This window comes from Streptomyces sp. NBC_00459 (assembly GCF_036013955.1).
In the GTDB taxonomy this organism is placed as follows: Bacteria; Actinomycetota; Actinomycetes; order Streptomycetales; family Streptomycetaceae; genus Streptomyces.
Window position 1 is genome coordinate 5,079,144 of record NZ_CP107903.1, and the last position, 22,366, is coordinate 5,101,509.

The following is a 22,366-nucleotide window of genomic DNA, read 5'->3' on the forward strand; positions in this document are numbered from 1 at the left end:
GTCGGTCCTATGCGAACCGACTCTTCTCCCGGCACCCTGCCGGCGCGGGAGCACCTCCCGGCCGCGGCAGCCGGTACGCCTGTCCTGGACGTAGTGATCCCCGTCTTCAACGAGGAGAAGGACCTCCAGCCATGCGTGCTCAGACTCCACGAGCACCTCAAGCGCACGTTCCCGTACGCGTTCCGCATCACGGTTGCGGACAACGCGTCCACGGACACCACTCCCCTGGTGGCGGCGCGGCTGGCGGCGGAGCTGCCGGAGGTCAGGTCCTTCCGGCTGGAGCAGAAGGGGCGCGGCCGAGCACTGCGGACCGTGTGGTCCGCGTCCGACGCGCCGATCCTCGCCTACATGGACGTCGACCTGTCGACCGACCTGAACGCCCTGCTGCCGCTGGTGGCACCGCTGATCTCCGGTCACTCGGACCTCGCGATCGGCTCCCGGCTCGCCCGCTCCTCGCGCGTCGTGCGCGGTGCCAAGCGGGAGTTCATCAGCCGGACGTACAACCTGATCCTGCGTGGCTCGCTCCAGGCCCGCTTCACGGACGCGCAGTGCGGATTCAAGGCCATCCGGCGTGATGTCGCCCAGATCCTGCTGCCGCTCATCGAGGACACCGGCTGGTTCTTCGACACCGAGATGCTGGTGCTGGCCGAGCGCGCGGGCCTGCGTATCCACGAGGTGCCGGTCGACTGGGTCGACGACCCGGACTCGACCGTCCACATCGTCAAGACGGCGACCGACGACCTGAAGGGAGTGTTGCGCGTGGGCAAGGCCCTTGCCACCGGCTCGCTGCCGCTGGACCGGCTCACCCGGCCCTTCGGCGACGATCCGCGCGACCGTGACATCAAGGACGTACCGAAGGGACTGGCCCGCCAGCTCGTCGGATTCTGTGTGGTCGGCGGTATGTCGACCCTCTTCTACCTGGTGCTCTACAGCGCCTTCCGGGGTTTCGCCGGCTCGCAGATCGCCAACGCGCTCGCGCTGCTGGTCTCCGCGGTCGCGAACACCGCTGCCAACCGGCGGCTGACCTTCGGGGTGACCGGCCGGGGCGGGGCGGTGCGCCACCAGGCGCAGGGCCTGGTCGTGTTCGGCATCGGACTCGCCCTCACCAGTGGCTCGCTCGCCGCCCTCAGCGCGGCGACCAGCGACCCCGGGCACTCCACGGAACTGGCGGTGCTCATCGCCGCCAACCTCGCGGCGACGGTGCTGAGGTTCCTGCTCTTCAGGGCCTGGGTGTTCCCGGACCAGAACGGCGAGCCGACCTTCTCCTCCTCCTCGACGGTGGTCGCCTCGCACACGCCGAGCTCACCCGTCTACCAGGCGTACACCACAGGCGCGTACGCCAACGCTTCGCACAACAACGCCAACAACGCCAACGCCTCGTACGGCAACTCCCCTTACTCCACTGACCAGTTCACCACCGACCAGTTCACCACCGACCAGTTCCGCGCCGGTGATGTCGCGGACCGTACCTGGGGGGACCCGACCATGCGGCTCCAGCCGGTGCGCCCGCACGACAGCCAGGATCCGAGGAACCCGCGATGACCACTCACTTCGACCAGACGACCCGTACGGGCCTTTCGGGGCCGGGGGGTGCGAGCCCCTCGTATCCGCCGCCGGACTCAACTGCCGTACAGCAGGACGCGGTTCACGGCCCGGCCGGGCCGGCGCCTTCCTCCGGTGAGCCCAAGCAGCCCTTCGTGCGCAGACTGTGGCGCGGGCGGCCCGAGGACCACCGATGGGTGCGGCCCGCGTTCCTCGCCACGCTGCTGGTGATCGGCGCGCTCTACACCTGGAACCTCACCGCCTCCGGATACGCCAACTCCTTCTACTCGGCGGCGGTTCAGGCCGGCAGCCAGTCCTGGAAGGCCTTCTTCTTCGGCTCGCTCGACTCGGCCAACGCCATCACGGTCGACAAGCCCCCGGCCTCCCTCTGGCCGATGGCGCTGTCGGTCAGGCTCTTCGGCCTCAACTCCTTCGCGATCCTGTTCCCGCAGGTCCTGATGGCCGTCGCCACGGCGGGTGTGCTGTACGCGTCCGTGCGGCGCCGGTTCAGCGCCACGGCCGGTCTCCTGACGATGGCGGCCTTCGCGGTGACGCCCGTCGCCGTGCTGATGTTCCGCTTCAACAACCCGGACGCGCTCCTCGCGCTCCTCATGGCAACCGCGGTCTACTGCACCCAGCGCGCCATGGAGAAGGCCGAGACGAAGTGGCTGGTCTGGGCCGGTACGGCGATCGGTTTCGCCTTCCTGGTCAAGACGCTCCAGGCTTTCCTGATCCTGCCGGTGCTGGCACTGGTGTACGTGATCTTCGCCCCGACCAGCGTCCGCAAGCGCATCGGGCAGGTACTGGCCGCCGGGCTCGCGATGGTCGTCGCGGGTGGCTGGTGGGTCGCGATCGTCGAGCTGTGGCCGGCGTCCTCGCGCCCCTACATCGGTGGCTCGCAGAACAACTCCTTCCTCGAACTGACCTTTGGTTACAACGGACTTGGCCGTATCAACGGCGAGGAGACCGGCAGCGTCGGCGGTGGTGGCGGCGGAGGCGGCACCGGAATGTGGGGCGAGACCGGCTGGGACCGGATGTTCACCTCCGGCAGCGGCGGTCAGATCTCCTGGCTGATCCCGGCCGCGCTGATCCTGCTCGTCGGGGCTGTCTGGGCCGGCCGCAAGGCCAAGCGCACGGACGCCGTCCGCGCCGGCCTCCTCCTCTGGGGCGGCTCGCTGCTGATCACCATGGTGATCTTCAGCTACATGCAGGGCATCTTCCACGACTACTACACCGTCGCCCTCGCCCCCTACATCGCGCCGCTGGTCGGCATGGGCGCGGCCCAGCTCTGGCAGGAGCGGGACAAGATGTGGGCGTCACTGACGCTCGCGGCTGCCACGACGGCCACCGCGGTCTGGGGGTACGTCCTCCTCAACCGTTCCTCCGACTATCTGCCCTGGCTGAAGTGGCTGGTGCTGGTGGGCGGTCTCGTCGCCGCGCTGGGCCTGATCTTCGTCAACCGGCTCGGACGCCAACTGGCCCTCGCGGTCGTCGGGTTGAGCTTCGTCACGGCGCTGGCCGGTCCGGCCGCGTACTCCCTCACCACTCTCAACGAGGGTCACACCGGCTCGATCGTCACGGCGGGTCCGTCCGTCCAGGGCGGTCGCGGTGGGTTCGGCGGTGGCGGTGGCGGCGGTATGGGCGGCGGTCCTGGCGGCGGCGGTATGGGCGGCCAGCAGGGTCAGCAGAACGGCAACGGCAACACCCAGGGCGGCGGCATGGGCCAGCCCCCGACGGGTGGCGCCGGCGGCGGCTTCCCCGGCGGCGGCAACACCCAGGGCAACCAGCAGCAGGGCAACGGGAACACCCAGCAGGGTGGCCCCGGCGGCCAGACCGGTCGGACCGGTGAGGGCGGCGGTATGGGCGGCGGCGGTGGCGTGGGCGGTCTGCTCAACGGCGCCAGCGTCACCAGCGAGGCCAAGGCCCTGCTGGAGAAGAACGCCGACGACTACACCTGGGCCGCGGCGGCCATCGGTGCCCAGAACGCGGCGAGCTACCAGCTCTCCACCGGCGACCCGGTGATGGCGATCGGTGGCTTCAACGGCACCGACCCGTCCCCGACGCTGGCCGAGTTCAAGAAGTACGTGACGGACGGCAAGATCCACTACTTCATCTCCAGCGGCTCCGGCGGCGGTATGGGCGGCGGCAGCAGCACGACGAGCACGTCGTCCCAGATCAGCTCGTGGGTCGAGAGCAACTTCAAGAAGGTGACGGTCGGTTCGGCCACCTTCTACGACCTGACCCAGCCGACGAGCAGCAGCTGATCGGTATCGGCTGAGGGTTCTTCTCCCCGGCCTTCCCTGGTGGTGGCCCGGAGCGATCTCGCTCCGGGCCACCATTTCTATATTTGTTGTACGCCGTACAGGAGCTGTTCTACGGTGTACAGCATGTCTATCTCCCCCCATGCCGACCCCAAGGAGCAGTCCCAGGGTCACCCCCAACGCTGGCTGATCCTCGGAGTCATCTGTCTCGCGCAGCTCACCGTGCTGCTCGACAACACCGTCCTGAACGTCGCGATCCCCTCCCTCACCCGGGAGTTGGGCGCCGGTACCTCCGACATCCAGTGGATGATCAACGCGTATTCGCTGGTCCAGTCGGGCCTGTTGCTCACCGCCGGCAGCGCGGCCGACCGCTACGGCCGCAAGAAGATGCTGATCGCCGGCCTTGTCCTGTTCGGCGTCGGCTCGCTGATCGCCGGACTCGCCGACAGCACCGGCCAGTTGATCGCGGCCCGCGCCGGGATGGGCGTCGGCGGTGCGCTGCTGATGACCACCACCCTCGCCGTGGCGATGCAGATCTTCACGCCCGAGGAGCAGCCGAAGGCCATCGGCATCTGGGCCGCGGTGAACTCGCTGGGGTTCGCGACCGGCCCGCTCCTCGGCGGCTTCATGCTGAACCACTTCTGGTGGGGCGCGATCTTCCTCATCAACATCCCGGTCGCGGCACTGGGGCTGGTGGCCGTCGTGGCCCTCGTACCCGAGTCCAGGAACCCGACCGGCGATCGCCCGGACCTCCTGGGCGCCCTGCTCTCCACGATCGGCATGTCCTCGCTCGTGTTCGCGATCATCTCCGGGCCCGAGCACGGCTGGACGTCCGGCCGGGTGCTGGTGCCGGCGACCGTCGCAGTCGTGGTGCTGGGCGCCTTCGCGTACTGGGAGAACCGGATCCCGTACCCCATGCTCGACATGCACTTCTTCAGGAACCGCCGGTTCACGGGGGCGGTCTCGGGTGCGGTGCTGATCACCTTCGGGATGGGCGGGTCGCTCTTCCTGCTCACCCAGCACATGCAGTTCGTGCTGGGCTACGGCCCCCTGGAGGCCGGGCTGCGCACGGCACCGCTCGCGCTCGCCATCGTGGCGCTCAACTTCACCGGCGTGTCGGCGAAATGGGCGGCCAGGCTCGGCACCCCCCTCGCCATCGGGCTGGGCATGACGCTGATGGCGTGCGGCCTGGTCTCCATCGCGACGGTCGCCTCCGGCGGTTACGCGGGTACGTTGCTGGGCCTGCTGCTCATCGGTACGGGGGCCGCGGTGGCCAGCCCGGCGATGGCCCACGCGATCATGAGCTCGATTCCGCCGGAGAGGGCGGGTGTCGGGGCGGGGATCAACGGCACGGTGGCGGAGTTCGGGCAGGGGCTGGGAGTCGCGGTGCTCGGCGCGGTGCTGAACTCGCGGTTCGCGGCGCTTGTCTCTGTGGCGGCGGGGTCCCTGCCGGGGGCGTTGGCGGAGGCGGGGTCGGCTGCGGAGAGGGCGCGTATTACGGATGCGTTTGCCTCCGGCTTGGAGGCCAGTCAGTTGGTGGGGGCGGGGGCTGTGTTGCTGGGCGGTGTTGTAGCGGCGGTGTTGTTGCGGCGGGCTGAGCGGGCAGAGTCAGAGGTGGATGTGCGCGCGGTCGCCTAGGAGCTCGGGGGTTCTGTTCGGTTGCGGCTGCTGGTGGTTTGTGGTTGATCGCGCAGTTCCCCGCGCCCCTGAAGGGGCGCCTAGCATGGCCCGTGTTGGAAAGCTCAGGAAAGGTACGGCCATGGTGAGGGCAGCCGAGAAGCCCGTGCGGACCAGCGTGTGGCTGGACGGTAAGGCCGTGCGCCGGAGTAGTACGGGTCGAGCCGCGCAGCCATCAGGCCTCGACCGGGACCGGATCACCGAGGTGACCGTTCGGCTGCTGGACGCGGAAGGTCTGGGCAAGTTCTCCATGCGGCGTCTTGCCGCCGAGCTGAACGTCACGGCGATGTCGGTGTACTGGTACGTCGACACCAAGGACGACCTGCTCGAACTCGCCCTCGACGCGGCCTCCGCCGAGCTGCGCCTGCCCGATCCGGAACGGGGCCCGGAGGCCGGCGGCGAGGACTGGCGGGACCAGCTGCGCATGCTGGCCGGCGAGTACCGCGCCCTGCTGGTCCGCCACCCCTGGGTGTCCCCGCTCGCCGGGACCTACCTGAACATCGGCCCGCACTCGCAGGCCTTCTCACGTGCCGTCCAGCGCGTGCTGCGCCGTACCGGCCTGCCCGCGCGGGGCCTCACGGGTGCCATCGCCGCCGTCTTCCAGTTCGTGTACGGATTCGGCACGGTCGAGGGCCACTTCATCGCCCGCTGCGCAGAAGCCGGCATGACCCAGGACGCCTACTTCCGGCACGCCATGAGCGCCGTCGGGTCCGCCCCGGAGACCGCCGGGTTCATGCAGGAGTCGGCGGACATGATGGCGGCGCGGGGCGGCGGCACGGTGCAGGAGATGCGCGACCGGGACTTCGACTTCGCGCTGGAACTGCTGGTGGCGGGGATCGAGGCGATGGTGACCCGGGTGGGCGGGACCAGCCCGTCCGGAGGTCCCGGGGCCGAGCCCCCGGGAACGACCCCTACTCCTGCGGAGCGAGCCTCGCCGGGAACCCGCCCGTAGCCACCGGCCCCCACTTCTCCGGCGTCACCCGGATGATCGACTTGCCCTGCTTGACCATGGCCTCGCGGTACTCGTCCCAGTCCGGGTGCTCACCGGAGATGTTCCGGAAGTACTCCACGAGCGGCTCGACCGAGTCCGGGGAGTCGATGACCTCCGCCGTTCCGTCGATCTGGACCCACGGCCCGTTCCAGTCGTCGCTCAGCACAAGCAGGCTGACGCGCTCGTCCCGCTTGGCGTTGCGCGTCTTCGCGCGCTCGGGGTACGTCGACACGACGACCCGCCCCGAGTCGTCGACCCCGCAGGTCAGCGGCGAGGCCTGCGGGGAGCCGTCCGCGCGCCGGGTGAGGAGGATCGCCCGGTGGCGGGGCCGTACGAAGTCGAGCAGCTCGTCCAGGGACACGGCGGTGTTCGTAGCGATGTTCGGTGCCATGGTGCCAGCCTAGGCGCAGGAGGGCTGTAGGACCTGTCCCCGCCGGGCCTGTGTCACAGCGCTGAGGCAATGAGTGGTGTGCATCGTGAAGTCGCAGGTCACGGGTCTGGAGCCACCACCACGACCACCGACAGCGCGGCCGAAGGCGCCTGTTCGCAAGTCCTCGAAGTTTTTTCGGATCGGTGACAACCTGCCGGGTCGCCCAGTCCGTATGTACGGCATGAAGCACTTCTCACCGCGCTCCGCTGCGGTGCCGGGCGGAGGGGGCCTGTGATCCGGACGCCGGACGAACAGGACGTCTCCGACACCGGTGGCGCGGTCGAAGTCGGGCTCGACTTCGACGAGTTCGCGCGCAGCCGCCAGGCGCAACTGCGCCGTACGGCGTACCTGCTGTGCGGTGACTGGCACTTGGCCGAGGACCTGACGCAGACGGCGCTCGCGAAGCTGTACGCGGCATGGCGCCGGGTGCGGCTGGACAGTCCCGATGGCTACGCCCGCAAGGTGCTGTTCCGGACCTTCGTGGACGAGACCCGGCGGCGGCGCTGGTGGGAGCGGCCGAGAGCGTACGAGTTCGACGTCGCGGCCCCGGCGCAGGACCCGGAGCTTCGGCTGACGCTCCTGGCCGCGCTGCGGCAGGTGCCCGCGCGCAGCCGGGCGGTGCTGGTGCTGCGGTTCTGGGAGGACCAGAGCGTGGAGGCGACCGCGACGGCACTGGGATGCAGTGTCGGCACGGTGAAGAGCCAGACCTCCCGGGGGCTGGCCGCACTGCGCCGGATCCTGGGCGACACGCCACTGGCGCCGTCACCGCCCGGAAGCGGTGGCGGTAGTGGTGGCGGTGCGGGGATGAGCCCGGGCAACGGATATCTGAGGGCGGGGTGGTGAGCATGGCTGGGGAGTCCGGCGCCGGCGGGCGCGGGAACAGGAACGGGAACGGAAGCGGGGACGCGTACGAGTTCGCCCTCGTCGACGCGTTGGGCAGGCTGAGTCCTGACGCGGAGCCGCCGATGCCGGATCTGGTGCCGGGCGCGACCGTGCGCGGCAGGCGGATCCGCCGTCGGCGCAGGATCGGGGTGGCGCTGAGCGCCGTGGCGGCGGTCGCGGCCGTGTTCGTCGGGGGGTCCGCCGTGATCTCGTCGCCGGTGGAACGTACGCCCGCGCCGCCGGCCGCGGAGCCGACGGTCTGGTACCCCTCGCTGGGGCTGCTGCGATCGGTCGTCACGGCGGAGGCCGGCACGGTCGAACCGGCGGATCCGAAGCGTCCGGACGGGGATCAGCGTTACTTCCGCTGGGTCGACACCTCCGGTCGTCCGAGCTATCTGTACGTGTCGGTCGAGCGGTCCACGACCGGTCAGTCCCTGCTCCCGTCGGGCGATGTGGGGTGCCGGGACGGTGTCGGCCGCACACTCACGACCCCATGGGGCGGCCGGCTGACGAAGTGCCACGTCGTCCCCAGAAAAGAGGGAGACAACCTGCTGGAGTACTACGTGAGCCAGCGGGAACTGCCCGAACCGAAGAGTGACGCGAGCGACGACTACGCGATGGGCGTCGCCTACGTGACCTCGGGCGGCTGGACCGTGCAGGCGATCGCGAGCGAGGCCGGCGAGAACCGCAGGAGCGGCCAGGAGTACACGGATTCGGTCCGCCAGACGCTGTACCGGCTTGCCACCGCCCCCCGGCTCTTCGACGCCGTCAAGGAGACCAGCGGCTGACAGGTCCGTAACCGACAGGCAAGAGCACAACCAGACCCGGCACGAACAGAACCCCACCTGAATGGAGTGATGTCATGGGCATGTCCAAAAATACCCTGCGCAGTCACCTGATCACGGCCCTCGCGGTCGGCATGCTCCCCCTGCTGGCCGCCTGCGGCGGTTCGGGCGACGAGGACGGCAAGAGCGGCGGGAGTTCCGCGGCGGGCGGCGGCACGACGAACGCCGACGGTGCCGCGCAGCTCAACATCCCGGAGGGCGTGAACGCCGAGGCCAAGCAGGAGTACATCCGGGAGAACGCCATCGCGGCCTGCATGAAGAAGGAGGGGTTCACCTACACACCGCACGTGGCGGCGGCATCCTCGGCCGACCCCAACCACGACGGCGACGGCGAGGACTACGCGGCGGCGAAGAAGTACCGCCAGAAGTACGGCTTCGGGACCTACGCGGCGGCCGCCTACCCCGACGACCCGAACGTCCCCTTCAGCAACGCGGGCGGCAAGGTCGGCGGAAAGGTCCTCGACCCCGTGGACGACGACACCAAGGGGCTGACCCCGGCACAGGTGAATGCGTACCAGGCCGCGCTGTACGGTCCCCCGGCCAAGACCAAGGCGGAGGACAAGGAGGCCGGCTGCACCCTTGAGGGGAACACCGCCGCGTACGGGGCGCCGTTGAGCGCCGCGGCGGAGCAGGAGAAGCAGAACGCCAGGACCGAGGAGAACCGCCAGAACGGGCTGGCGCTCAACGGCGACACCCAACTGGTGCAGCTCGCCCAGCAGTACGCCACCTGTCTGAGGGCGCAGGGCATCCCGGTCTCCACCACCCAGCCGACCGGCATGGCCTACATGGTGCGGATCGACCTCACCAGCAAGCTCCCGGAGGAAAGGAGCGAGTGGACCAAGGAGCAGGCGATGCCGCTGCTCACCGCGGACATCGACATCGCTCTGAAGGACCTGGAGTGCGGCAAGAAGTTCCGCGCCGCGTACTTCCCCAAGGAGAAGGCCAACCCGTACTGGGGTGACGGCGCGTGAAGCGACTCGGCAGCCGCCGACAGCTGGGCGCCATGGTCGGCGCGGTGGTGCTGGTCGGCGCCGGGGGCTGGTTCGCCGGTACGCAGGTGCGCTCGCCCGCCGACGCCGCCGCCTCGCACAACGCGCCGAAGGCCGGCCCGGTGACCGTGGAGGTGGAGCGGCGGTCGCTCACCGCGACCGTGGTGGCGACCGGGACGGTGGCGTTCAGCTCGCCCCGGCCGCTCTCGCTGGCCGGCTCGGTCGGCACCGGGGCGGTCACGAGCCCGTCCGGCGAGGGCGCGGAGCAGCGGGTCACCAAGGCACCGGTCGCCGGTACGAAGGTCAAGGAGGGCGACGTACTGATGATGGTCAACGGCCGCCCGGTGCTCGCGCTCGCCGGATCCGTACCGATGTACCGGGCGATGGGCCCCGGAGGCACGGGTGACGACGTGAAGCAGCTCCAGAAGGCGTTGCGGCGGCTCGGGTTCGACCCCGGGTCGGTCGGCGGCACGTTCGGCCAGGGCACGGCCACAGCGGTCGCCGACTGGTACCGGAACAAGGGGTACGAGGCCCAGCAGCCGAGCGCGGAGGACCAGCAGCAGCTGGGCCAGCTCCAGCAGGCGGTGTCCAGCGCGCAGGAGGCGCTGCTCACGACCCGGAGCGCGAACGCCGGGGACGGTACCGACACCGGCGACGGTTCCGGCACCGGAGCGGGGACGGGTACGGAGACGGGTACGGGCACTGGTGCCGAGACCGGTACCGAGACCGGTTCGGGGACTCGTACGGACGCGCAGTCCAGCATCGACCGGCAGGTCCGGGCGATACAGCTCAAGTCCGCGCAGAAGTCCCTGGACATGGCGAACAGCGCCCTCAGTACCTTCCAGGCCACCTACGGGACGAAGGTCCCGGCCGGCGAGGTCGTCTTCTTCCCGGAGCTGCCCGTACGGCTGGACAAGGTGACCGTGAAGGTCGGAGACGCGCCCTCGGGCCCGGTCGGCACCGTGACCGGCTCCGAGCTGATCGTGGAGGCGGCCGTGCCCGGTGAGGACGCCGAACTGCTGAGGCGCGGTATGCCCGTCGATGTGACGACGACGGGCGGGGAGAAGGTGAAGGGCAAGGTGGAGGCGATCGGTTCCGCCGCCGCGTCGTCCGGTACGACGGGCGGCGTCGGCGAGGCGGCGTCGGAAGGCAGCGACGCGGATGCCTCGGACGCGTCCGGCGGCGGCGCCGACGCCAATGCGGCCGACACGTCCGGTACGGGCGGCGCCACCGGGGCAGGCGCGCCCGGTCCGGTCCAGTTGCGGATCTCCATCCCCGATCCGGGACCGCTGGCCGGGCAGGCCGAATCCTCGGTGAAGGTGACCATCGGGGTCGGCGCCTCGGACGGCAAGGTGCTGACGGTGCCGCTCGCCGCGATCCGCACCTCGGCCGACGGAAAGGCCCGGGTGCAGGTCGAGCGCGACGGCGAGGTGCGCGATGTCTCCGTGACCGTCGGGCTCTCCGCGGCCGGCCTCGTAGAGGTGAAGCCCGCCGGCGGCACACTCGAGCAGGGCGACAAGGTGGTGGTGGGCAAGTGACTCCCGGTCCCTCCTGCACCACCACCCCCTCCCTTGCCTCGTCCGATGCCGTCGACTCGTCCGGTGCCTCCGCCGTCATCGAACTCACCGACGTGCGGCGGACCTTCGATTCCGAGCCGCCCGTGCACGCGCTGCGCGAAGTGAATCTGACCGTGCGGCGCGGGGAGCACCTGGCCGTCGTCGGGCCGTCCGGCTCCGGGAAGTCGACGCTGCTCAACACCCTCGGCCTGCTGGACCGGCCCACTTCGGGCTCGTACCGGCTGGACGGGGTGGAGACCACCGGGCTCGGCGACCTCGAACGCACCGCGCTGCGCGGCAGCCGGATCGGGTTCGTGTTCCAGGCCTTCCATCTGCTGCCGTACCGGACGGTGGACGAGAACGTGATGCTGGCCGAGGCCTATCGCAGGCCGCGCCCCGGTCGCGGGCGCGGCAGCAGGCGCACCCGGGCCCGTGAGGCACTCGAGCGGGTGGGGCTCGGTCACCGTTCGGGCTTCCGGCCCGACCGGTTGTCCGGCGGTGAGCGCCAACGGGTCGCCATCGCACGGGCGTTGCTCGGTGATCCGGCGCTGCTGCTCTGTGACGAGCCGACCGGCAACCTGGACAGCGAGAACACGGTCTCCGTGCTGGAACTCTTCGAGGAGCTGTGTGCCCAGGGCGTGACCCTGGTCGTCATCACCCACGACGACGCGGTCAGCCGCCGGGCCGCCCGCCGCGTCCGGATCACCGACGGACGCCTCACCACGGAGGCCGAGGCCGGGTGACACGTACGGAGACAAGGGAGATGGAAGAGGCAAGGAAGATAAGGGAGGCAAAGAGGACAAGGAGGACAAGGAGGTGCGGGTTGACCAGGTCCATCCGGTCCATCAGCTCCGCTCCGTCCGCTCTGTCCCTGTCCGCCCGGTCGACGCGGGTCGAGCGGCCCTGGCTGGACCCGCGGGACCTGTGGACGGAAGCCCTCGCCGGCGTTCTCGCCCGGCCGGTGCGGTCCGCGCTGACCACGCTCGGCACGGTGCTCGGGATCACCACGCTCGTCATCACGATCGGCGTGGCCTCCACCGCGGGCAACCAGATCGTCGGCCGGTTCGACGCGCTCACCGCGACCTCGGTGACCGTGACGGTGCCGCAGGCTCTTCCCGGCTCGGACGACACCGGCCCCCTGGTGGACTGGTCGGGAACCGGCGCGGTCCGGCGGCTGGCCGGTGTGGAGTCGGTCGCGGCCGTGGCCGACTCCGCCACGACCAACAGTGTCCAGGTGCGGTCCAACGACGTGACCGCGCCCGGTGACACCTCCAGCCAGACCCTCGGTGTGGTCGCCGCCTCGGCCGGCCTGCCGGACGCCGTACGGGGCGAGATGACCGCCGGGCGGTTCTTCGACTCGGGTGACATCGACCGGCACGACCAGGTGGCGGTGCTCGGCGACCAGGCGGCGGAACTTCTCGGCATCCGGCGGGTGGAGGACGCCCCGGCGGTCTTCTTCCAGGGCCAGTCGTACACGGTCATCGGCATCCTCGGCGGCATCAAGCGCGAGCGGCAGCTGTCCACGGCCGTACTGCTCCCGCCCACGACCGCCGCGGACCGGCTCGGTCTGCGCGACGTCACACGCGTACTGGTCAACACCTCGCTCGGCGCCGCCTGGCAGGTGGCGCGCCAGGCGCCGATCGCCCTGGCGCCCGGGCACGAGGACGCGCTCACCGTCGTGGCGCCGCCCGATCTGTCCAAGTCCCGCGACGGCGTCCAGAACGACGTCAACGGTCTCTTCCTCGTCCTCGGTCTGGTCTCGCTCGTGGTGGGCGCGATCGGCATCGCCAACGTGACCCTGGTGACGGTGATGGAGCGGGTCGGGGAGATCGGGCTGCGGCGGGCGCTGGGCGCGTCACGACGGCAGGTCGCGGGCCAGTTCCTCCTGGAGTCGACGACCATCGGCCTGCTGGGGGGTGTCATCGGGGCGTCCCTGGGCATCGCCGTCGTGGTGGGCGTCTCCGTCGTCAAGGACTGGACCCCGGTCCTCGACCTGCGGCTCGCCCTCGGCGCCCCGCTCGCCGGAGCCCTGGTCGGCCTGCTCGCCGGCCTCTACCCGTCCCTGCGCGCCGCCCGCATGGAACCGGCCGAAGCTCTCCGCGCACCGTCGTAGCCCCGTGCCGGCCGGCCCCGGACAGGCCGGATCATCAGTGAACTTCTTGTTGTCCGGCGCCAGTTCGCCATCGCCGCCGAAGTGGTGCAAGACGACCGAACCGTCGTCGAAGAGCCAGAAGCCGTTGCCGGGCAGGGCAGGGCAGGCGCGGACGCGCGACGGCGCGGTAGCCAGCGCACCTGCTCCCCTGCCTCCACCGTGGGGCCGGTGAGGTGGTGCTCGAACCGGATGTGGTCCGACACGGTCCGGGCCCTGCGTAGCTCTACCCCCTGGGCCGCGAGGTCGGCGACGAGCCGTAGTCGGCACCACCACCGTTCCTCACCTCCGGGAAGAGCGCTGCGCCACGTCGGAGAGGAAGTCCGCCCAGGTGGTGGGTCGGAGGGTGAGCTGGGGGCTGGTGGGGGTCTTGGAGTCGCGTATGTGGATGGGGGTGGGGGTGGGGGCCATCTCGACGCAGGCAGAGCCTTCTTCGCTGTAAGTCGACTTGTGCCAGGTCGGTTCGGTCATGGTTCGCCCCTTGGATCTCTCCTCTGGGGGACGGTCTGCTGGATCGCGGTGCCGGGAAGTTGCTGTGGTTCGAGGCGGGCGGGTGAGTGGGACCGGCCGGTTCTGGAGAAGGATCCGAGCGGACGGACAACGGACGACGGGCGCCTGGGGTCGGGGAGCGGTATGGGCAACGGTGAGAGCGACGGCGCCGCAGAACAGTGGCCCCTTCTCCCCGACTGGATGTGGGACTGCGCCGACTGCGTCCGGCTCTACGAGGAGATGCGCCACGTACAGGCCGAAGTGGCCGGGCTGACGGCTGAGGACTCCTCCGTCGACTGGGACTTCACCGACAGCGTTCTGGGAACGCAGATCAGGCTCGGCCGTCATCTCGCCGACGCGCACGCCGAGTTGCTGCCCCCGTGGGATCCCGCCTGCGGAACCTGCGCCGAACGCCAGGAGGCCCTGGCGAAGGCGGAGGGACGGCCCGACCGGATGCCCGCGGCCGTGATGAACGCCGAGGAACACCGAGTCCGGCACCTTTTCGTCCCGCCCCGTCTGCTGCGCCTGCTGTAGCCCGCCTCAGTCAGTCACGCCGTCGGCAGCGCATGCCCCTGCACCGCCTGAATGTCGATCTCCACCCGCAACGTCGTACCGATCGCCGCGATCCCCGCCCGTACCACCTGGTTGTAGTTCATGGCGAAGTCCTCGCGCCGTAGTTCGGTCGTCGCCCGGAAGGCGGCGCGTGTGCCGCCCCAGGGGTCGGCGCCGGTGCCGAGGTAGGCGAGGTCGAGGTCGACCGGCCGTACGACACCGCGCATGCTCAGCTCGCCGTGGACGGTCCAGCGGTCGGGGCCGGCTGCCGGGGTGAGCCCCGTCGAGCGGAACGTGACCTCCGGATACCGCTCGACGTCCAGGAAGTCGGCGGACCGCAGATGATCGTCCCGTGTCGCGTTCCCCGTATCGATCGAGGCGGCCGAAATGACCGCCTCCACGCGGGACTTGGCGACCTCGTCCGGCGCGATCTCGATTGTCGCCGTGAAGTCCGTGAACCGGCCGCGCACGCTGGAGATGCCCAGGTGCTGGGCGACCGCGCCGACGGACGAGTGGGCCGGGTCGACGGTCCACGCCCCCGGCGGCGGCAGTTCGGCGCCGCCGCCCAGCCGGGCGAGGGTGACAGTACCGACCTCCATACGTCCTCCCCCAGAGGGGGTACCCCCAGCCGTGACGATCGCACTGGACGCGGTGGGCGCGTACCCGACGGCCGTCACGATCACGGTGTACGCGCCGGGCGCGAGCGGGGTCGCGTCGCGCACGACCCCGTCCGCGTCGGCCCCGGCCCGCAGCACCTGCTGCCCGGTCATGTCGGTCACGGTGACGACGGCGTGGGAGACCGCCCACCCGTCACGGGTACGAACCCGCGCGCTCAGCCCTGTCATGGCTGTCATGTCCTGCTACTCCCCGACCGGGTGGGCGAGTTCGATGTCGTGGCCGTCGGTTCCGTTGCCGGTGACGGTCAGGGCGGTGGCCGCCGGCGGGTAGCCGGTCGCGATGACCGTGTATTCGCCGCTGTCCAGATCGGTGAAGGCGTACGCCCCGTCCGCACCGGTCGTCGCCGAGCCGACCACGTTGCCCGCCGCGTCGACGAGCGTGACCCGCGCGTCCCCGAGCGGCCCGTGCGGCGCCCGTACGACACCCTGGACGTGCGCCCCGGACGCCAGTTCCACCTCGACCCGGGTGACCCCGGCGCCGCCGACCTCGACAGGCAGCGCCCGCGGCCGGTACCCGGCGGCGTTCACGGCGATCGTCACGGCACCGGGCACCAGCTCGGCGAAGGTGAACTCGCCCTGCTCACCGGTGGTCCCGGTGGCCAGAACATCCCCGCGCACATCGGTCACGACGACCATCGCGTCCTTGACGGGCGACCCGGATTCGGTGGCCCTCACCAGTCCGCTGAGCCCGCTCGTGCCGCTGAGCAGGATGTCGTACGAGACCGGCTCGCCGTTCACGACGACGGTCGAGGCCTGCGGCTGGAACCCGTCCGCCGAGGCGATCAGGACGTACGAGCCCGTGCCCGGCGCGTCCAGCGCGTAGGCGCCGTCGCCCTGCGCGACCGCGCGGCCCAGCTGACGTCCGGCGAGGGAGATCAGCGTCACGGCGGCCTGCGGAACGGGCGCGCTCTCGGCACCGCGCACGTGACCGCGTACCGGAATCCCGCCACCGGCAGGCACGTCGACGGGCTCGGCGGCCTCGACAGCCACCGTGGCGACGGCGGCGGGCACCTTCTCCGTCTCCGCGACCGGGACGGCGGAGGCACCGTTCTCCTCCGCGGCCTGCGCCAACGCGCCCTTGGTCCGCAGCGGGACCTCCTTGATGAAGAGGGAGAAGACGAGCGCGAGCAGGGCGACCGGGGCGGCGTAGAGGAAGACGTCGCCGATGCCGTGGCCGTACGCGCCCTCGATGACCGTGCGCAGCGGCGCGGGCAGCGCGTCGAGGTCGGGGATCGTGTTGGAGGTGGAACCGGAGAGCGCCGACGCGTACTTCGGGTCGATGGTGGCCAGACCGTCCTTGAGGTGGTCGGTGATCCGGTGACTGAGGACCGCGCCCAGCGCGGAGACGCCGATCGCGCCGCCGAGGGACCGGAAGAAGGTCACCACCGAGCTGGCGACGCCGAGGTCGGAGGGGGAGACCTGGTTCTGGGTGCAGAGCACGAGGTTCTGCATCATCATGCCGACGCCGAGGCCGAGCAGCGCCATGTAGATGGCCACGTGCCAGTAGGGGGTGTCGTAGCGCAGGGTGCCCAGCAGGCCGAGACCGGCCGTCACCAGCACACCGCCGGAGAGCAGCCACGCCTTCCAGCGTCCCGTACGGGTGATGACCTGACCGGAGACGGTGGAGGCGACGAACAGGCCGCCGATCATCGGGATCGTCATGACGCCGGACATGGTCGGCGACTTGTCCCGGGCCAGCTGGAAGTACTGGCTGAAGAAGATGGTGCCCGCGAACATCGCGACGCCGACGAAGAGCGAGGCGAGCGAGGCGAGGGTGATCGTGCGGTTGCGGAAGAGCCGCAGCGGGATGATCGGCTCACTGGCCTTCGACTCGACGAGGACGAAGATCCCGAGCAGTGCGACCGTGCCGCCGATCATCGCGTACGTCTGCCAGGACACCCAGTCGTACTTGTCGCCGGCGAAGGTCACCCAGACCAGCAGCAGGCAGACGGCCGAGGTGATGAAGAAGGCGCCGGTCCAGTCGACCTTGGCCTGACGCCTCACGACGGGCAGGTGCAGGGTCCGCTGCAGCACGATGAGGGCGACGACGGCGAAGGGCACACCGACGTAGAAGCACCAGCGCCAGCCCAGCCAGCTGGTGTCGGTGATGACACCGCCGATCAGCGGGCCGCCGACCATCGCGGTCGCGAAGGTGGCACCGAGGTAGCCGTTGTAACGGCCGCGCTCACGCGGGGAGATCATCGCCGCGAGAATGATCTGGGCGAGAGCCGACAGCCCGCCCATGCCGATGCCCTGCACGGCACGGAAGCCGATGAGCATCGCGGCGTTCTGCGAGAGCCCGGCGGCGGCCGAACCCAGCACGAAGACGACGAGCGCGACCTGGATCAGCAGCTTCTTGGAGAAGAGGTCGGCGAGCTTGCCCCACAGAGGGGTGGACGCGGTCATCGCGAGCAGCGACGCGGTCACGACCCAGGTGTAGGCGCTCTGGCCGCCGCCGAGGTCCTTGATGATGTCGGGCAGGGCGTTGGAGACGATCGTCGACGACAGGATCGCGACGAACATGCCGAGCAGCAGCCCGGTGAGCGCTTCCATGATCTGCCGGTGCGACATCGGCGCGCCGTCGGCGGAGCCGTGGGAGCCTCCCCCGTGCTTGGCGTGTGCCGCTCGCACACCGGCCGGTGTGGTCGTTGCCATTGAGCTTCCTTGTCTGTTTCCGCGTCTACTGCGTCGTCTTTTTATGCTTTTACGTCTTTTGCCGCGCCGCTTGTCACGCTGCTTGTCCCGCCGTGCGTTGCGTCGCTCGGGTGTGCGCCGAAGCTCTCCCGGAGCCGCCCCATGAGCAGGGTGAGCTGCCCGACCTCCTCGTCGCTCCAGTGGGCGAGCCGGTGGGCGAGCAGTTCGGTGGACCGCCGCGACAACTCGCCGATCTGGGTGTGCCCGGACGGGGTCAGCCGCAGAATGCGGGAGCGCTTGTCGGCGGGGTCGGGGAGCCGTTCGATCCAGCCGCGTCCGGCGACGTGCGCGACATGACGGCTGGTCACGGACATGTCGACGGCGAGCAGCTCGGCGAGCCGGCTCATCCGCATGTCCCCGTGCCGGTCGAGCAGCATCAGCACGACGGCGGAGCCGCTGGAACACTCGGGCGGCATGATCCGCCCCATCTCCCGCTTCACGGCACCGAAGGCGCTGAACTGACGCGCCAACTCCTCGTACTGCGTCTGCTCGGCCATCGCACCCCCTGAGTCCTGACTGTCCGGCCAATATTCGTTGCTTGGGGCAACCATAGAAAAGATTGGTTGCTACAGGCAAATGAAATGGCGAGGGGTGGGCTAAAAACTTGGCAAAGGCAAGTATTGGCGAACGTAAACGCGCAGGTGGGGGCGGTGAGTGAGGGGGCCCACTTGGGTGGGCGCCGCCGGGTTCGCTAGGGTCTCGCACCATGGCCAACACCCCCAACCCCCAGGGCCCCGAGGGCAACTACGACCCCGCGGGCAGCACCCAGATGTTCCGAGCGTTCGTCGACGAGACCCCCCAGGGCGGCAGCCGCCAGGCACCTGCCCCGGCAGGTCCCCGCATCGGCCTGATCGTCGGCGTGGTCGTCGCCGTACTGGTGGTCGCGGCGGTGGCCTGGCTGGCACTGAAGTAGGACCGACAGGAACCGCGCCGGCGATACGGTCGGCGCGTTTCACCGGAGGGACGTACAGCCATGGACCGCGCAGACGACTGGGTCAGCACCTCCATGCCCTATCTGGCGCCGCGGGCGAGCGGACAGGGCGACGCCTGGAGCGAGGAAGCCGCCGCGCGGGGCCGCCGGGGCACGCAGCGGATCGTCCACGCCGGGGAGGTGCCGGCGTCCGCGGAGGTCTCCGGGCTGCTCGGTGTCGCCGAGGGCGAGGCCGTGGTCGTACGGCGTCGGGTGATCGAACTCGACGGGGAACCCTGTGAGTTGACGGACACCTACTACCCGGTCACCGTCGCCGGAGGCACCGCGCTCGCGGACGTCGCCAAGATCCCCGGCGGTGCTGTCACCCTGCTCGCGCGCCTCGGGCACGTGGGCGTACGAGTACGCGAGGACGTGACGGCCGGGCTGCCCGGCGCGGCGGAGCAGCAGGCGCTGCGCGTGGGCCCGGACACTCCCGTCCTACGGCTGACCCGGCTCACCCTGGACGCCGAGGACCGCCCCCTCCAGGCCGACCTGATGACCATGCCCGCTCACCGTCAACGCCTGCGCTACGAGCTGCGGATCGGATAGCGGGCCAGGGTCGGCTCCCCCTCCGCACCCTCCTGCCCCTCGCCCTCCTACGCCCACTCCACCCCGACCACCCGGGTCGCCACCCGCATCCCCCACGGCACGCGCCACTCCTCCACGCACACCGTCCAGGTCTCTTCCCGCCTCGCACCCGGCGCGATCGGTGTCGGGAGCGGCACGGTCGACTCGATCGTCGCCCAGTCGATGCCGAGCAGGTCGATGATGTGCGTGCCGAACGTCACCGTGCCCGAACGCACCGCTGAGCCGCCGGTGTTGTGGAAGGCGAGCGTCACCTTCTCGCACCAGCGCTTGTCCGTGGGCTCGCGTACCGGCGCACCGGTGATCAGATGTGCGGGACCGACGGGCGGTGAAGACGCCGGTGTTGTCGGCACCGGCGTGGCAGCCGACGTCGGTGTCGCAACGTAGGTCGGTGTCGGTGTCGGGTTCGGCGCAGAAGACGCCGACGACGCCGAATCCGTGCTCGTAGGAGCGGAGTTGGAGCCCGCTGCCGCAACGGCCGGTGATCGGTGTGCCGTTGCGGGTGTACGCGGCCGACTCCCCGGCCCAGGAGGTGAGTCGGGCGCTGCGGATTCCGGCTTGTGGCCTTCCAGCGGTACGAACGTCACCTCCCCGGTGGGAGCAACCGCCGTACCGCCGATCGCCGGTCGCTCGACCGGGACGTACCCCTCGTCGTGTCCGCCGCCGTCCCCGCAGGCCGCCAGCACCCCTGCCAGGGCGCAGGTCACGACGGCCGCCGAGGTGGTCAGGGCGATGGCGCCCCGGCGGTCGTGCGTCGCGCGGGTAGGTCGGAGCATCGCGTCATCGTCGCTGATGCTCCGTCAGAAGTGAACCCTCGGTCGGACCTTCGGTCGGGCCTGCGGCAGAAACCTTCAGCCGGACCTCGGATCGGAGATCAGTCGGAGATCAGGCCCTCGCGGAGCTGGGACAGGGTCCGGGTCAGGAGGCGTGACACGTGCATCTGGGAGATACCGACCTCCTCGCCGATCTGCGACTGGGTCATGTTGGCGAAGAAGCGCAACATGATGATCCGGCGCTCACGGGGCGGGAGTTTGGCCAGCAGCGGCTTCAGGGACTCGCGGTACTCCACGCCCTCCAGCGCCGTGTCCTCGTAGCCGAGGCGGTCGGCCAGGGAGCCCTCGCCGCCGTCGTCCTCCGGGGCCGGGGAGTCCAGGGACGAGGCCGTGTACGCGTTGCCGACCGCGAGGCCGTCGACCACGTCCTCCTCGGACACGCCCAGGACCACGGCGAGTTCGGGCACCGTGGGGGAGCGGTCGAGCTTCTGGGCGAGCTCGTCGCTGGCCTTGGTGAGGGCCAGCCGCAGCTCCTGCAGACGGCGCGGTACGCGTACCGACCACGAGGTGTCGCGGAAGAAGCGCTTGATCTCGCCCACGACCGTCGGCATCGCGAACGTCGGGAACTCGACGCCCCGTTCGCAGTCGAAGCGGTCGATCGCCTTGATCAGGCCGATGGTGCCGACCTGGACGATGTCCTCCATCGGCTCGTTCCGGGAGCGGAAGCGGGCCGCCGCGTACCGGACGAGGGGGAGGTTCAACTCGATGAGGGTGTCCCGCACATACGCACGCTCGGGGCTGTTCTCGTCGAGGGCGGCGAGCCGCAGGAACAGGGAACGGGACAGGGTGCGGGTGTCGATGGCCCCCGTGGCCGGCGGAGCGGCCGGGAGGGCCTGGACGGCCGGGGCTGCCTCTGCCTCGACCTCCACTACAAGGGCCGGGACGTCGTGAAGCTCGGCGGGCGCCGACTCGCTCTTCGTGAGCGTGAGCACCTTGGAGCTGCCCTGGTCTGCGGACATGCCACCCCCTTTGGGTCGCGGACGGTCGCGGCGGACGTTCCCGATCTGAGGAACGCAGCCTTCACCTGAATACCGGAGCCGAAGCCACGGCAAACGCTCTTCCGGCAGAATGTCACATGTCGGCAACACGCTGTAGTGACATGTCGACATGTGGGACGCGAATCCGCCCTGGAAAAAGGGGGTCTGACAGTTTTTCACCCCAGAAAAGCCGGGAAATGCGCCACTGGGCGATTCGCTCGCTCAGGTGACGACTCGCTCCTGCGTCCGGTTGTGCCCCCGACTATGCCTCGACCTATGCCTCGACTCGGTTCGCGGAGCGCAGCCGCGCGAAGCTACGGGCCAGTAGCCGGGACACGTGCATCTGGGAGACACCCAGTTCGGCGCTGATCTGCGACTGGGTGAGGTTGCTGTAGTAACGCAGCAGCAGGATGCGCTGTTCGCGTTCCGGGAGCTGGACCAGGAGATGGCGGACCAGATCGCGGTGCTCCACGCCGTCCAGCGCGGGATCCTCGAAGCCGAGCCGGTCGACCAGACCGGGCAGACCGTCGCCCTCCTGGGCGGCCTCCAGCGAGGTCGCGTGGTACGAGCGGCCGGCCTCGATGCAGGACAGCACGTCGTCCTCGCTGATCCGCAGCCGCTCGGCGATCTCGGCGGTCGTCGGAGTACGCCCGAACGCCGTCGTCAGATCCTCCGTCGCCCCGGTGACCTGCACCCACAGCTCGTGCAGCCGGCGCGGTACGTGGACCGTGCGGACGTTGTCCCGGAAGTACCGCTTGATCTCGCCGATGACGGTCGGCATCGCGAACGTCGGGAACTGCACGCCCCGGTCCGGGTCGAACCGGTCGATGGCGTTGATCAGACCGATGGTGCCGACCTGGACGACGTCCTCCATCGGCTCGTTGCGGGAGCGGAAGCGGGCGGCCGCGTAGCGCACGAGCGGGAGGTTCGCCTCGATGAGCGCCCCCCGTACGCGGTTGTGCTCCGGCGTGCCCGGCTCCAGCATCTTGAGCTGGCCGAAGAGCACCTGGGTGAGCGCCCGGGTGTCCGCGCCCCGGCTCCGCTGGGGGGCGGGCTCCTGAGGTGCGGGTTCCTGGGCGGTGGCTTCTCGGGCAGTGGCTTCCTGGGGTGGCGCAGTACTGGCCGACACGGTCAAGGCCACCTCTTCATCGGTCAACTCATCTGTCAACTCATCCGTCAAAAGCGGTCATAGCATCACAAGACATGTGCACTGTGTGCAAGCACCCCATAACACCGTGTTGAGGAAGAGTTGGCCCATAAGACGCAA

Annotated in this window: 21 protein-coding genes and 1 pseudogene; 13 read left to right on the plus strand and 9 right to left on the minus strand. The window is 70.2% G+C overall.

What is annotated here, in order from left to right:
• Positions 1–9: 9 nt before the first annotated feature.
• The 4 genes from OHN74_RS22260 (at position 10) to OHN74_RS22275 (ending at position 6,432) form a co-directional block, all read left to right on the plus strand.
• Positions 10–1,542 carry a bifunctional glycosyltransferase family 2/GtrA family protein gene (locus OHN74_RS22260; protein ID WP_327696313.1) on the plus strand — a complete coding sequence of 511 codons (1,533 nt, stop codon included), beginning with the start codon at positions 10–12 and terminating at the stop codon, positions 1,540–1,542.
• Positions 1,539–3,806, plus strand: a complete 2,268-nt coding sequence (locus OHN74_RS22265) for an ArnT family glycosyltransferase (protein WP_327696314.1) — start codon at positions 1,539–1,541, stop codon at positions 3,804–3,806. The genes OHN74_RS22260 and OHN74_RS22265 overlap by 4 nt, the downstream gene beginning before the upstream one ends.
• A 123-nt stretch (positions 3,807–3,929) precedes the next feature.
• On the plus strand, positions 3,930–5,441 hold the full coding sequence (locus OHN74_RS22270) for an MFS transporter (RefSeq protein ID WP_327696315.1): 1,512 nt from the start codon (positions 3,930–3,932) through the stop codon (positions 5,439–5,441).
• 121 nt (positions 5,442–5,562) lie between these two features.
• The gene (locus OHN74_RS22275) at positions 5,563–6,432 is read left to right on the plus strand and encodes a TetR/AcrR family transcriptional regulator (RefSeq protein ID WP_327696316.1); all 870 of its coding nucleotides are present in this window, start codon (positions 5,563–5,565) and stop codon (positions 6,430–6,432) included.
• Here the strand turns inward: OHN74_RS22275 and OHN74_RS22280 are convergent.
• The gene (locus OHN74_RS22280) at positions 6,392–6,862 is read right to left on the minus strand and encodes a PPOX class F420-dependent oxidoreductase (RefSeq protein WP_327696317.1); all 471 of its coding nucleotides are present in this window, start codon (positions 6,860–6,862) and stop codon (positions 6,392–6,394) included. The two genes, OHN74_RS22275 and OHN74_RS22280, sit on opposite strands and share 41 nt — an antisense overlap.
• Positions 6,863–7,135: 273 nt before the next feature.
• On the opposite strand from OHN74_RS22280, the gene OHN74_RS22285 reads away from it, so the two are divergent.
• The 6 genes from OHN74_RS22285 to OHN74_RS22310 all read left to right on the plus strand — a co-directional run bounded on the left by OHN74_RS22285 (position 7,136) and on the right by OHN74_RS22310 (position 13,286).
• Positions 7,136–7,744, plus strand: coding sequence for a SigE family RNA polymerase sigma factor (locus OHN74_RS22285; protein WP_327700229.1), 609 nt, complete (start codon positions 7,136–7,138; stop codon positions 7,742–7,744).
• A 2-nt stretch (positions 7,745–7,746) separates the two neighbouring features.
• Entirely contained in the window at positions 7,747–8,571 is an 825-nt protein-coding gene (locus OHN74_RS22290; RefSeq protein ID WP_327696318.1) for a hypothetical protein, read from the plus strand.
• Positions 8,572–8,651: 80 nt separating this feature from the next.
• Positions 8,652–9,599, plus strand: a complete 948-nt coding sequence (locus tag OHN74_RS22295; RefSeq protein ID WP_327696319.1) for a hypothetical protein — start codon at positions 8,652–8,654, stop codon at positions 9,597–9,599.
• The gene (locus OHN74_RS22300) at positions 9,596–11,155 is read left to right on the plus strand and encodes a peptidoglycan-binding protein (protein WP_327696320.1); all 1,560 of its coding nucleotides are present in this window, start codon (positions 9,596–9,598) and stop codon (positions 11,153–11,155) included. The genes OHN74_RS22295 and OHN74_RS22300 overlap by 4 nt, the downstream gene beginning before the upstream one ends.
• A 77-nt stretch (positions 11,156–11,232) precedes the next feature.
• Positions 11,233–11,916: an ABC transporter ATP-binding protein gene (locus tag OHN74_RS22305; protein ID WP_327700230.1), complete on the plus strand. Its 684-nt coding sequence runs from the start codon at positions 11,233–11,235 to the stop codon at positions 11,914–11,916.
• Positions 11,917–11,996: 80 nt separating this feature from the next.
• On the plus strand, positions 11,997–13,286 hold the full coding sequence (locus tag OHN74_RS22310) for an ABC transporter permease (protein WP_327696321.1): 1,290 nt from the start codon (positions 11,997–11,999) through the stop codon (positions 13,284–13,286).
• On the opposite strand, the pseudogene OHN74_RS22315 reads toward OHN74_RS22310, so the two are convergent.
• A pseudogene (locus OHN74_RS22315) lies at positions 13,226–13,543 on the minus strand (DUF6879 family protein); the annotation flags it as partial. The gene OHN74_RS22310 and the pseudogene OHN74_RS22315 sit on opposite strands and share 61 nt — an antisense overlap.
• Before the next feature lie 61 nt (positions 13,544–13,604).
• Complete coding sequence (locus OHN74_RS22320) at positions 13,605–13,793, minus strand: DUF397 domain-containing protein (RefSeq protein ID WP_327696322.1); 189 nt, start codon at positions 13,791–13,793, stop codon at positions 13,605–13,607.
• Positions 13,794–13,955: 162 nt separating this feature from the next.
• On the opposite strand from OHN74_RS22320, the gene OHN74_RS22325 reads away from it, so the two are divergent.
• Positions 13,956–14,345 (plus strand): hypothetical protein, encoded by a 390-nt coding sequence (locus OHN74_RS22325; protein WP_327696323.1) that lies wholly within the window; start codon positions 13,956–13,958, stop codon positions 14,343–14,345.
• Between the two features lie 14 nt (positions 14,346–14,359).
• Here the strand turns inward: OHN74_RS22325 and OHN74_RS22330 are convergent, their stop codons facing one another.
• The 3 genes from OHN74_RS22330 to OHN74_RS22340 are packed head-to-tail and all read right to left on the minus strand — an operon-like array spanning position 14,360 to position 18,231.
• Entirely contained in the window at positions 14,360–15,217 is an 858-nt protein-coding gene (locus OHN74_RS22330; protein ID WP_327696324.1) for a YceI family protein, read from the minus strand.
• A gap of 6 nt (positions 15,218–15,223) precedes the next feature.
• Positions 15,224–17,695: an MFS transporter gene (locus OHN74_RS22335; protein ID WP_327696325.1), complete on the minus strand. Its 2,472-nt coding sequence runs from the start codon at positions 17,693–17,695 to the stop codon at positions 15,224–15,226.
• A gap of 41 nt (positions 17,696–17,736) precedes the next feature.
• The gene (locus tag OHN74_RS22340) at positions 17,737–18,231 is read right to left on the minus strand and encodes a MarR family winged helix-turn-helix transcriptional regulator (protein ID WP_327696326.1); all 495 of its coding nucleotides are present in this window, start codon (positions 18,229–18,231) and stop codon (positions 17,737–17,739) included.
• 209 nt (positions 18,232–18,440) lie between these two features.
• On the opposite strand from OHN74_RS22340, the gene OHN74_RS22345 reads away from it, so the two are divergent.
• Entirely contained in the window at positions 18,441–18,647 is a 207-nt protein-coding gene (locus OHN74_RS22345) for a hypothetical protein (RefSeq protein WP_327696327.1), read from the plus strand.
• Positions 18,648–18,707: 60 nt separating this feature from the next.
• Complete coding sequence (locus tag OHN74_RS22350; protein WP_327696328.1) at positions 18,708–19,253, plus strand: GntR family transcriptional regulator; 546 nt, start codon at positions 18,708–18,710, stop codon at positions 19,251–19,253.
• Between the two features lie 47 nt (positions 19,254–19,300).
• Here the strand turns inward: OHN74_RS22350 and OHN74_RS22355 are convergent, their stop codons facing one another.
• From OHN74_RS22355 to OHN74_RS22365, 3 genes are all read right to left on the minus strand, one after another.
• Positions 19,301–20,065, minus strand: a complete 765-nt coding sequence (locus OHN74_RS22355) for a hypothetical protein (protein ID WP_327696329.1) — start codon at positions 20,063–20,065, stop codon at positions 19,301–19,303.
• Positions 20,066–20,163: 98 nt separating this feature from the next.
• Complete coding sequence (locus OHN74_RS22360) at positions 20,164–21,081, minus strand: RNA polymerase sigma factor SigF (protein WP_327696330.1); 918 nt, start codon at positions 21,079–21,081, stop codon at positions 20,164–20,166.
• 292 nt (positions 21,082–21,373) lie between these two features.
• Positions 21,374–22,267, minus strand: coding sequence for an RNA polymerase sigma factor SigF (locus OHN74_RS22365; protein WP_327696331.1), 894 nt, complete (start codon positions 22,265–22,267; stop codon positions 21,374–21,376).
• Between the last annotated feature and the right edge of the window lie 99 nt (positions 22,268–22,366).

What these genes read in the sequence shown, in the direction of transcription:
- OHN74_RS22290 (WP_327696318.1), top strand. Translation starts at nt 7,747, where the DNA reads ATGGCTGGGGAGTCCGGCGCCGGCGGGCGCGGGAACAGGAACGGGAAC.
- OHN74_RS22260 (WP_327696313.1), top strand. Translation starts at nt 10, where the DNA reads ATGCGAACCGACTCTTCTCCCGGCACCCTGCCGGCGCGGGAGCACCTC.
- OHN74_RS22280 (WP_327696317.1), bottom strand. Translation starts at nt 6,862, where the DNA reads ATGGCACCGAACATCGCTACGAACACCGCCGTGTCCCTGGACGAGCTG.
- OHN74_RS22295 (WP_327696319.1), top strand. Translation starts at nt 8,652, where the DNA reads ATGTCCAAAAATACCCTGCGCAGTCACCTGATCACGGCCCTCGCGGTC.
- OHN74_RS22275 (WP_327696316.1), top strand. Translation starts at nt 5,563, where the DNA reads ATGGTGAGGGCAGCCGAGAAGCCCGTGCGGACCAGCGTGTGGCTGGAC.
- OHN74_RS22340 (WP_327696326.1), bottom strand. Translation starts at nt 18,231, where the DNA reads ATGGCCGAGCAGACGCAGTACGAGGAGTTGGCGCGTCAGTTCAGCGCC.
- OHN74_RS22335 (WP_327696325.1), bottom strand. Translation starts at nt 17,695, where the DNA reads ATGGCAACGACCACACCGGCCGGTGTGCGAGCGGCACACGCCAAGCAC.
- OHN74_RS22345 (WP_327696327.1), top strand. Translation starts at nt 18,441, where the DNA reads ATGGCCAACACCCCCAACCCCCAGGGCCCCGAGGGCAACTACGACCCC.
- OHN74_RS22330 (WP_327696324.1), bottom strand. Translation starts at nt 15,217, where the DNA reads ATGACAGCCATGACAGGGCTGAGCGCGCGGGTTCGTACCCGTGACGGG.
- OHN74_RS22265 (WP_327696314.1), top strand. Translation starts at nt 1,539, where the DNA reads ATGACCACTCACTTCGACCAGACGACCCGTACGGGCCTTTCGGGGCCG.
- OHN74_RS22350 (WP_327696328.1), top strand. Translation starts at nt 18,708, where the DNA reads ATGGACCGCGCAGACGACTGGGTCAGCACCTCCATGCCCTATCTGGCG.
- OHN74_RS22270 (WP_327696315.1), top strand. Translation starts at nt 3,930, where the DNA reads ATGTCTATCTCCCCCCATGCCGACCCCAAGGAGCAGTCCCAGGGTCAC.
- OHN74_RS22360 (WP_327696330.1), bottom strand. Translation starts at nt 21,081, where the DNA reads ATGTCCGCAGACCAGGGCAGCTCCAAGGTGCTCACGCTCACGAAGAGC.
- OHN74_RS22355 (WP_327696329.1), bottom strand. Translation starts at nt 20,065, where the DNA reads ATGCTCCGACCTACCCGCGCGACGCACGACCGCCGGGGCGCCATCGCC.
- OHN74_RS22325 (WP_327696323.1), top strand. Translation starts at nt 13,956, where the DNA reads ATGGGCAACGGTGAGAGCGACGGCGCCGCAGAACAGTGGCCCCTTCTC.
- OHN74_RS22320 (WP_327696322.1), bottom strand. Translation starts at nt 13,793, where the DNA reads ATGACCGAACCGACCTGGCACAAGTCGACTTACAGCGAAGAAGGCTCT.